We start from the raw sequence: 9,420 nt of genomic DNA, 5'->3' as shown, positions 1-9,420 counted from the left end.
ATTCTGACTGTAGTATCTCACAGCCATTAGGAGGATTAGAAGGTGGGCATTATTTTCCGCTTACTTTAATATAAAAATATCCCTGGTTCCAGCTGTTGCACTGACAGCATGAGAACCAGGGATTTTTCCATATTCACTTTAGCACTTTAACGCACCGGGGGTCAGACCCCAATATTAAGATTACCTGAAAACCTTTGTGATTGGACTTACATTTCTCAAGGGCATAACGGTGTGAAGATGCATACACGCCTCACTGTTGTTTCTAAAGATATCTGTTTTCCAGATAAAATCGTTCCTTCAACGGGTAAAGTAAGTGACTTTGAAAGTTCAGATTTCCTTATTGAAGAAGATGAAACTACTTATGTCATGGATCGAGGCTATCCTTCGAAGAAAAATGTAACAGATTGGTTAAACAAGGGGATATCCTTCGTCACCCGTATTACTAAGAATTTAGTCCTCTATACGGTAAAGAAGTATACACCTACGCTTCCAAATGTGGTGCGAGATGAAATCGTCAATTTTGGCATCTCAGATATCCCTGTAAGATATATTGAATTTACAGATGACAAGGACAGGATGTACCGAATTCTGACCACCCGTTTTGATTTAACGGATGAAGAAATCCTAGAAATCTACAAGAACCGGTGGATCATAGAGCTTTTCTTCAAGTGGATAAAAGGACATTTGAAATTCACAAAGATTTGGAGCACAAAGCCTCAAGGCATTTGGAATCAGATGTTTTTAGCCTTAATTGCGTACAGTGCGTCATTGATTATCAAACTTCAAATCGGGACTTCTAAAACCATATGGCCATTTTTTCGTCTTTTACAAACTTACTTGTATCTATCCCGGAAAGAGTTTGTAAAAGAGTTAAACCGAAAAAAGAAAAAATCAAAGGGGCCGCAAAAGGTCCCTATACCTCCTACCAAAAAGGAACCGGTATATGGAGATGTTGCTTTAGTGAGAAAGACAAAGAAGAAAAAATAAAGGACAATTTTAATATGTAAAAAAAGGGAATGAGTTTATATTAGCACCTCTTTCCTTTTTTTGATTTTCAGCCAAAAAACAAATGTAATATTTTTCTATAAATAGGATACTTTTACTTACGTGCAAGGCTAGTGGGGCAAACCCCAATATTAAACTAATTCTTATTATTCTTCCCAAACCGCCAAGCATCTCTACACATGGCGATAATATCACGTTTTGCTGTCCAACCTAGTTCCTTCTTAGCTTTTGAAGCATCGGCATAGCATGAAGCAATATCCCCAGGTCTACGGTCTACGATTTCATAAGGTACTTCAATATCATTAGCTTCTTCAAAAACCTTCACTAATTCTAATACACTTGTACCTTTCCCAGTTCCCAAGTTATAGATATGAGCTCCTTCTATGAGATTATCCAGTGCTGCGACATGGCCTTCAGCCAGATCTAACACATGAATATAGTCTCTTACACCTGTACCATCTATTGTCGGATAGTCATTCCCAAAGACTCGAAGCTTATCCCTTTTCCCTTTAGCTACCTGACTAACGTATGGCATGAGATTATTTGGGATTCCATTAGGTGCTTCTCCAATTAACATACTTTCATGGGCTCCCACTGGATTAAAATATCTAAGGAGAGATACTGAGAATGAAGGGTTTGCTTTAGCAATATCAGTTAGAATTCGTTCACTCATTGCTTTCGTTTCACCATAAGGGTTTGTGGTTGGCAAAAGATTCATAGTCTCTACAAATGGAACCTTGTTATCCCCATATACTGTTGCTGAGGAACTAAAGACGAATCTCCTTACATCATATTTCTGACAGGCTCTAGCTAGTACCATTGTACTGCTGATGTTGTTGTGATAATAATCGAGTGGCTTTTCTACAGATTCACCTACTGCCTTAAGTCCAGCAAAGTGAATAACACCCTCTATATCGTGATTAGCAAAGATAGTACCAATGGCTTGTATATCCGTTACATCAATCTCATAAAAAGTAACTTCTTTACCTGTAATGTCGATGATATTCTCAACAGTATCACGATTACTATTACAAAGATTATCAGCTATAATTACTGAGTGTCCAGCTTTTACCAAAGCAACACATGTATGTGACCCTATATATCCAGCACCGCCAGTTACTAGTATTTTCATTAGGTTAAATTCCCCCTCTCTATGGAATTTAATTTAATTTCTTATTCAACCTAACTCATGAGATTCTTCTAATGAACTTGCTGTTTCTATTCCAAACTAGAATCTAAACATGATATCCCCATAGGTAGGTTAAGTAAAAGAAGTTCACACATCTCAATAATTTTTTCTGTGAAAATATAGAATGATATAAATTATTTGTCGTATCATTTATCTATAAATCCAAGTATTCAATGAACCTTTTAGCATCTGCACCATTAGTCAGTTACTTTTTTTCGCACACCTCTTGGACTACCATTTTCAAATTAAAATATTACCGGTTGATTTAATTTTGCAGATTCATAGAAAGATAATACTAGTTTTAAAGCATTCTTACCGTCCTCACCAGTAACTGCTGGCTCTCGATCCTCATTAATTGCACTAACCATGTCCTCTATAATCCACTGATGTCCAGGAGTACCCCATGGATTTGCTTTAATACTTTCTTTCAATTCTTTGATTTCGTTATCTGGCATATCAATAATATCAAGATGTTCAAAATATAAGGCGTTTGTACCACCAATTTTCACCGTACCCTTTTCACCGAATATTGTGATAGACTCTTCATAATTTTTAGGATACACAGTAGTTGATGCTTCTACTGTTCCAAGTGCACCTGAACCAAATTTAATTGCACCGACAGACACGTCTTCAGCATCTATATTCCTAAACCTTGTTGCTTCCATACTAAACACTTGATTAGGAAGCCCCATAAACCATAACAATAAATCGAGATTATGAATTGCTTGATTCATTAAAACTCCACCACCATGCTGTTTAGTTCCTCTCCAAGGAGCTTGATCATAATATTCCTGATTCCGGTTCCAATTCACTATACAGCTCGCATGGCTTATCTTTCCTAACAAATCCTGTTCCAATATTTTCCTCAGTTCTTGTACTACCGGTCTATAACGGTTAGGATGAACAACACTTAATTTTACATTATTAGTCGTACAAGCATCTATTATCTTATCAGTATCTTCAATCGTCATCGCAATTGGTTTCTCCACAATAATATGCTTTTTAGCTTCTGCTATTTGAACTGCAATGGAAGTATGGAAACCACTAGGCGTACAAATACAAACTATATCAATATTCTCTTTTTCTAGCATTTGTTCTAGTTCAGTATACTTTTCTGCATCATATTCTTCTTTGTAATATTCCATTGTAGCTGGAACTTTATCACAGACTGCAACGAGCTTTGCAATGTCTATTTTTTCTATTGCTGTTGCATGCTTTTTTGCTATAAATCCACATCCGACAATCGCAAAATTCATAACGATACCTCTTCCCTATTGATATTAAACACTCATAAATTTTTGTATTACATCACATACCTTTGTAACTTCTTCCTCTTTTAGATATGGATGCATTGGAAGTGAAAGGACGATATCACAAAGTTTATTTGTTACAGCAAAATCTCCGTCTTCAAATAATAGGTCTGTGAATGCTTGTTGACGATGCATTGGTTTTGTATAATAAATCATACTTGGTATATCATTTTCTTTCAGCTTAGCCTGCAAAGCATCTCGTTGTTCTTTTGACTCAAGTTTTATTGTATATTGGGCAAAACTAGAATAATATCCTTCTGGAATAAAGGGTGTTTCCACAATATTTTGCAGTTTTTCATTATATATTTGATAAGCGCTGTTTACTCCATCAAGTTCATGTTCTATAAATGCCTTTAATTTCACTTGCAAGATAGCAGCCTGTAAAGTATCCAATCTGGAATTGACACCAATTCTTACATTGTCATATTTATTATTGCCTTTTCCATGTACTTTATAAGAGCGAAGCAGTTCAGCTGTTTCATCACTATCTGTAAAGATTGCTCCACCGTCCCCATAACACCCTAAAGGCTTAGCTGGGAAAAAGGAAGTAGTTGCAGCGTCACCGAAACTGCAGGCCATTTTACCATTAATATTCCCACCAAATCCTTGCGCACCGTCTTCCAAAACAAGCAAATCGTACTTTTGGGCAATCTTCTCGATTTCATCATAATTAGCTGGGAGACCAAACAAATCCACTGGTATAACTACTTTAAGATTCAAGCTTCCTTCTTGTTTCACCTTGTTAATTGATTCTGTAAGCTTTTCAGGATCAATATTGAATGTCTTTTCATCAACATCTACAAAAACTGGTGTCGCTCCGTTAAATGATACCACTTCTCCCGTTGAGAAGAATGTAAAGTCAGGTACAAAAACAGCGTCACCTTCTTTTACATCCCACGCCATTAAGACCAAAGATAAAGCGTCTGTTCCGTTGGCACATGTTATACAGTGCTTAACACCTACGTATTCAGCTAGTTCTTTTTCAAGTTCATTTACTGATTTACCGCCTATATATTGGCCACTATTCAACACATTTTGGATAGAATCATCTATAGCTGATTTATACTGAGTATATTGAGCTTTTAAGTCTCGAAACTGCATAATCTACCTCTTTCCTGTTATTTAATTATTTCAATTAATTTATTTTCTCTTAATTCATAATTTCTATCACACTCTTTACAACTATAACCATCATTAAGAGGAAGCCCACATTCACATACCCAACCAATTAGTTTTGCAGGAACACCTGCCATCAGCCCATAATCTGGAACGTCTTTTGTAACTACTGCACCAGAAGCTATCATAGCCCAACTGCCAATCGTATTACCACAAACAATCGTTGCATTTGCTCCTATAGTAGCACCATATTTAACTAATGTTTTTACATATGCAGCATTACCTTTTGGGTATTTACTTCTCGGCGTTAAATCATTAGTAAACACCATAGATGGACCACAGAACACAAAATCTTCTAATTCTACACCTTCATATACTGAAACATTATTTTGGATCTTTACCCCAGTGCCAATTTTAACGTTGTTAGATACATTTACATTCTGTCCAATTGAACATTTTTCTCCAATTTCAGCTCCAGAATGGATGTGACTAAAATACCATACCTTTGTTCCCTCTCCTATCTTAACATCATCATCGATGTAACTACTTTCATGTACAAAATACTGCATTTTAATTTCTCCTATCTATTCCTTGAAATAATTAATTAAGGAAGAGGTCCGTAATGGCTAACTTACTATAATAATTCAATATTTTCTCTATTTGTAATATCTTTCATTGCATTTTTTGTATCAAATATAGCTTTTGCATGCATTTGTACGAGAGAGTAATCTACCGTTGTATGATCAGTTGTTATCATTACTAGATCAGCACCTTTGATGAGATCGACTGTTAATTCGGTCTCTCCTTTTCTGACTTTTCCATGTTCAGGGTATTCTTGTATATTAGGATCAAAATAAGTAACCTCAGCTCCTTCTTTTTCTAACTCATTAATTACCTTAACAGCAGCACTTTCTCTGTAATCATCAATATCTTTTTTATAAGCCACACCGAGAACTAAGATTTTAGAACCATTCATAGCTTTTTTGGACATATTTAAGATTTTACTCGCTCTCTCAACACAGTATTCTGGCATTCGGTCATTAACCATCATAGAGGATTCAATCATTGATGTATGAAAACCATATTCACGTGCCTTCCAAGAAAGATAGTAAGGGTCAAGCGGAATACAATGACCTCCAAGGCCTGGACCTGGGTAAAATGCTTGAAAACCATAGGGTTTAGACTTCGCAGCTTCTATAACCTCCCAGAAATTAATGCTCATCTTATTACTTAAAATGGCAAGTTCATTCACTAAGCCGATATTAATATTTCTGTATATATTTTCAAGTATTTTTTCCATCTCTGCAATTGCTGGTGAAGATACACGATGAATAGGCGCTTCTAAGATGCTCTCATAAAGGGCGGCTGCAACATCAGTACATTCAGGTGTAATCCCTCCTACTACTTTAGGTGTGTTTTTTGTTTTAAAGTTCAAATTACCAGGATCTACACGTTCCGGTGAATATGCAAGAAAGAAATCTTCACCACATTTCAATCCAGATTTTTCTAGTACTGGTTTTAGAAGTTCTTCAGTTGTACCTGGATAAGTTGTGGATTCTAACACTATCAACATATCCTTATGCATGTAAGGTACAATAGACTCTGCTGAAGCTTCAACATAACTGATGTCAGGTTGTTGATGCTTATCTAATGGTGTAGGAACGCATATACTTACACAGTCTGCTTGTGCTACTTTCGCGAAATCAGTAGTAGCTAATAGATATCCTGAATTGACGAGAGATTCAAGATCTTCATTAACTACGTCACCAATATAATTTGTCCCCTCATTAACCATTTTCACTTTGGACTCTTGAACATCGAACCCAATCGTTTTATACCCTGCTTTTGCTTTTTCTACAGCCAATGGAAGACCTACATAACCTAGACCCACCACTCCTAACGTTGCAGTCTTATTCAATAGTTTTTCCTTTATATTACTTGTTAATTTAACAGTGTTCATAATATTACTTTCCTCCTTTTAAAATAGCATGGCATATATGGTCTGCAGCTTTGCCATCACCAAATAACATTGGTTGTGGATACTTTAAGCAATCTAATTCTCTTGTAGCTGTTTTTAGAATTGTATTAACATCAATTGAACTTAAAACATTCCAATCATTATCAAGGGTTTCAATCCATTCAGTTTGATCTCTTAATGTTGTACATGGGGTTTTGAGAAAGTATGCTTCTTTTTGGAGGCCTCCAGAATCTGTTACAACCATATATGCATTTGCTGTCAGGTATAACATCATTAAGTAGCCAACCGGTTTAATTAGTGTTACGTTCTCTAAATTAATATCTAGTTTATTAATCAATTTTCGTGTTCTTGGATGAATTGGTAGGATTACCGGCTTGTCCATTTTTTCAAATGCAGAAAAAATTTCAAATAACTTCTTTTGATCATCAGTATTTTCTGCACGATGGATTGTTGCAAGGTAATATTCATTTTCTGTAAAAATAGGAATATTTTTATTTTGCTCTCTTAATTCTTCTAACCAAGCGCCATTAGAGTATCGACTTTGTGAAATTTCAATATTTCTTAAAACCACATCATACATAATATCTCCCGTATTTAAAACGCTAGCTGTAATACCCTCATTTTTCAAATTACCTACAGCCGTTTGTGTAGGACATAGTAATAAATCTGATAAATGATCCGTTAAGATTCTGTTTTGCTCTTCTGGCATTAGTTTATTATAACTACGCAAACCAGCTTCCACATGAAAAACAGAAATGTGTAATTTACTAGCCGCCAAGGCTCCAGCCAATGTTGAATTTGTATCACCATAAACCAACATTCCATCAGGTTTTTCTTTTACGATTAATTCTTCTATTTTCTCAAGCATGCGCCCGGTTTGTAATCCGTGACTTCCTGATCCAACCCCTAAATTATAATCTGGTTTTGGTATTCTAAGCTCTTCAAAGAAAACATCAGACATATTTTTATCATAGTGCTGTCCAGTATGCACTAATATTTCTTCATTGTTTTTTCTAAAAATCTCAGAAAACGGAGCTGCCTTTATAAATTGAGGTCGAGCTCCAATTATAGTTACTATTTTCATTTTTAAACTCCTTTTAATCGACATAAATATAAAGTAATATTAATATTTTTATCAAAATAAGAGTTTTCATTTATTTTAAGAACTCCCATTTTTTCTTAACTTGATTTTTCATTAATAATAAGTAAAAACCTAACCAAATAATCCCTAAAATTATAGATTCGATAACGTCTCCTAAATATACATCTAAGTGTACAAATATTTTTATTAATAGGAATATTACTCCCATTGCAACATTTACAATGGATATATTTAGCAAATCTTTCCATGGAAATACAGTTCTAAAAGAAATATTTAAATACTTAGAGGTGAAAATTAACTGGAAGATATTAATGGCTAAAATTGACACAAACGTAGCAATTGCTGGACCGATTAAACCAAATACAAAATAAAAAACATAATTTAAAATTACATTTAAAGCTAATGCACCTAGAGAACTATAAAGTATTATTTTGGTTTTACCCATAGAGCTTAAAATCATACCAAAATAAGTTGATCTCAATAATAAAACCAGACAATAAATCTGAAATATGACTACTCCATCTAAGTACTTTTTACTATATAACACCGTTATTACTTCAGGAGCAAAAATAATTAAAGCAGTTGCAGAAAAGCAGATTACCGTATATGATATAAAAATTCCATTCCCCCATAGTTCCAACGCATTATTATTTCTCCCTTTCTTTAATAACCTAACTATTTTTGGCATGATTACTGCTGTTAGAGAGCTTGCTACAATTGCAATTGGGATTTCCCTTGCTGCATTCGCATATATTGCTAATTTTTCAGGGGGATAGAACTGACTAATAATTATTTTATCTAATTGTACACTTAACATACCTACAACTGTCGCTAGTCCTATTGGAACTGAAAACTTAAATATTTCTTTAATTAGAGGTATATCTAATTTTAAAACTAATTTACCAGAAATATTTCTCACAATTAGATATACACATATAGTTAGGAAAACTTCCACAGTTAAAAATAAGCCTATATATATACCAAAATCCAATTGCATAATTGATGAAACTAGTACTACTGACAATAGTAATGTGCTATTTATCAGACGAAAAGCAAACAAATAATTGACTTTTTGATAAACAATTAGTACGTGGTCTATACTCGATAGAATTATCTTTGCCCATGGGAAAATGGCTAAAAAGTAAATAAAATGACTCAATAATGGATTACTAAAAAAGTCAATAAATATTTGTGCTGTAAACAATAAAAATAAACCTGCTAAAAAGCTTAATATGGTCGATAATGAATAATAAACTGAAACAAAATTTTGTTGTTGTTTACGACTTTCTGCTCTTGCTAGAAAGTAATTCACACTATTCGGCAAACCTAAAACAAAGATTGCTGTAATAAAATTTATAATTAATAACAACTGAGTATATGTGCCAAATTCTTCAAGTGTTAAAAATCTAGAAAGTATCATAGCTGTTAAAAAAGAAGTTACCATTGCAACAAGTTTTGCAATAGTCAGCTTTACTGCATCAGATCCCATAGATGTCTTCCCTTTTATCTTCTCCATTGATATTTGTAACTCTATACATAATTAAATACGTCCTGAACTTTAACTTAGTCACTATAGCTTTCATCTTCTCACTCCAAATACGTTAATTTCTCGGATGTTTGCAAACTGCTCTCAATTCCAAGAAATATTCATCTTCTAAAAGGTCTCTCTTTAGATATACAATTTTAATCATTCTAACTTATTAATAAGCGAAGTCCTAAA

The 9,420-nt window shown here is 34.2% G+C and carries 8 protein-coding genes; 1 reads left to right on the top strand and 7 read right to left on the bottom strand.

Annotation, left to right across the window (positions count from 1 at the left end):
- Positions 1–171: 171 nt before the first annotated feature.
- On the top strand, positions 172–987 hold the full coding sequence (locus tag ACFQIC_RS10840; protein ID WP_390217092.1) for an IS4 family transposase: 816 nt from the start codon (positions 172–174) through the stop codon (positions 985–987).
- A gap of 154 nt (positions 988–1,141) precedes the next feature.
- Here ACFQIC_RS10840 and galE read toward each other — a convergent pair whose 3' ends face one another.
- From galE to ACFQIC_RS10805, 7 genes are all read right to left on the bottom strand, one after another.
- Positions 1,142–2,137 (bottom strand): UDP-glucose 4-epimerase GalE, encoded by a 996-nt coding sequence (gene galE / locus ACFQIC_RS10835; RefSeq protein ID WP_204711799.1) that lies wholly within the window; start codon positions 2,135–2,137, stop codon positions 1,142–1,144.
- A 302-nt stretch (positions 2,138–2,439) separates the two neighbouring features.
- Positions 2,440–3,450, bottom strand: coding sequence for a Gfo/Idh/MocA family protein (locus ACFQIC_RS10830; protein ID WP_204711801.1), 1,011 nt, complete (start codon positions 3,448–3,450; stop codon positions 2,440–2,442).
- A gap of 24 nt (positions 3,451–3,474) precedes the next feature.
- On the bottom strand, positions 3,475–4,605 hold the full coding sequence (locus ACFQIC_RS10825) for a DegT/DnrJ/EryC1/StrS family aminotransferase (RefSeq protein ID WP_204711803.1): 1,131 nt from the start codon (positions 4,603–4,605) through the stop codon (positions 3,475–3,477).
- A gap of 17 nt (positions 4,606–4,622) precedes the next feature.
- Complete coding sequence (locus ACFQIC_RS10820) at positions 4,623–5,189, bottom strand: acyltransferase (RefSeq protein WP_204711805.1); 567 nt, start codon at positions 5,187–5,189, stop codon at positions 4,623–4,625.
- Between the two features lie 65 nt (positions 5,190–5,254).
- On the bottom strand, positions 5,255–6,580 hold the full coding sequence (locus ACFQIC_RS10815; RefSeq protein ID WP_204711806.1) for a nucleotide sugar dehydrogenase: 1,326 nt from the start codon (positions 6,578–6,580) through the stop codon (positions 5,255–5,257).
- A gap of 4 nt (positions 6,581–6,584) precedes the next feature.
- Complete coding sequence (gene wecB, locus ACFQIC_RS10810) at positions 6,585–7,682, bottom strand: non-hydrolyzing UDP-N-acetylglucosamine 2-epimerase (RefSeq protein WP_204711809.1); 1,098 nt, start codon at positions 7,680–7,682, stop codon at positions 6,585–6,587.
- 70 nt (positions 7,683–7,752) lie between these two features.
- Positions 7,753–9,189, bottom strand: coding sequence for an oligosaccharide flippase family protein (locus ACFQIC_RS10805; RefSeq protein ID WP_204711811.1), 1,437 nt, complete (start codon positions 9,187–9,189; stop codon positions 7,753–7,755).
- Positions 9,190–9,420: the final 231 nt, after the last annotated feature.

Origin of the sequence: Halobacillus seohaensis (assembly GCF_042663045.1) — a bacterium.
In the GTDB taxonomy this organism is placed as follows: domain Bacteria; phylum Bacillota; class Bacilli; order Bacillales; family Halobacillaceae; genus Halobacillus_A; species Halobacillus_A seohaensis.
Note: the sequence above shows the minus strand (reverse complement) of the source record. Positions and strands in the feature narration are given on the sequence as shown.